Annotated in this window: 1 protein-coding gene; it reads left to right on the top strand. The window is 54.7% G+C overall.

Translation table 11 applies throughout. The features are described 5' to 3' along the window. Nucleotides 1-66: 66 nt before the first annotated feature. Nucleotides 67-265: InlB B-repeat-containing protein (locus AUL38_RS00975; protein ID WP_153006419.1), on the top strand; the 199-nt coding region annotated here is incomplete at its 3' end.

Here is a 265-nt window from a genome sequence, read left to right as displayed (position 1 = left end):
AACGAGGAGGCATAGGTTCATCCTTCCAGGCCAGCAGAAACTAGCCATGTTGAATGTCACCTAAACGTGCATCAGACCCAACAGCCAGCTACGCCCGTTCGTGACGGCTACGACTTCACCGGTTGGTTTACAGACAAGAACGCCTCTGAAAGCACAGAGTTTGACTTCGAGACCATGCTCGTCATGGGGGGCTTGACGCTCTTCGCAGGCTGGAATGAGACCCCGGTCGTTGAGCACACGGTGTCGTTTGATGCGCAGAATGGTG

Source organism: Leucobacter sp. G161, from assembly GCF_001482305.1.
GTDB lineage: Bacteria > Actinomycetota > Actinomycetes > Actinomycetales > Microbacteriaceae > Leucobacter.
The sequence above is the reverse complement of the archived record's forward strand: the minus strand, read 5'-3'. Positions and strand labels throughout refer to the sequence as shown.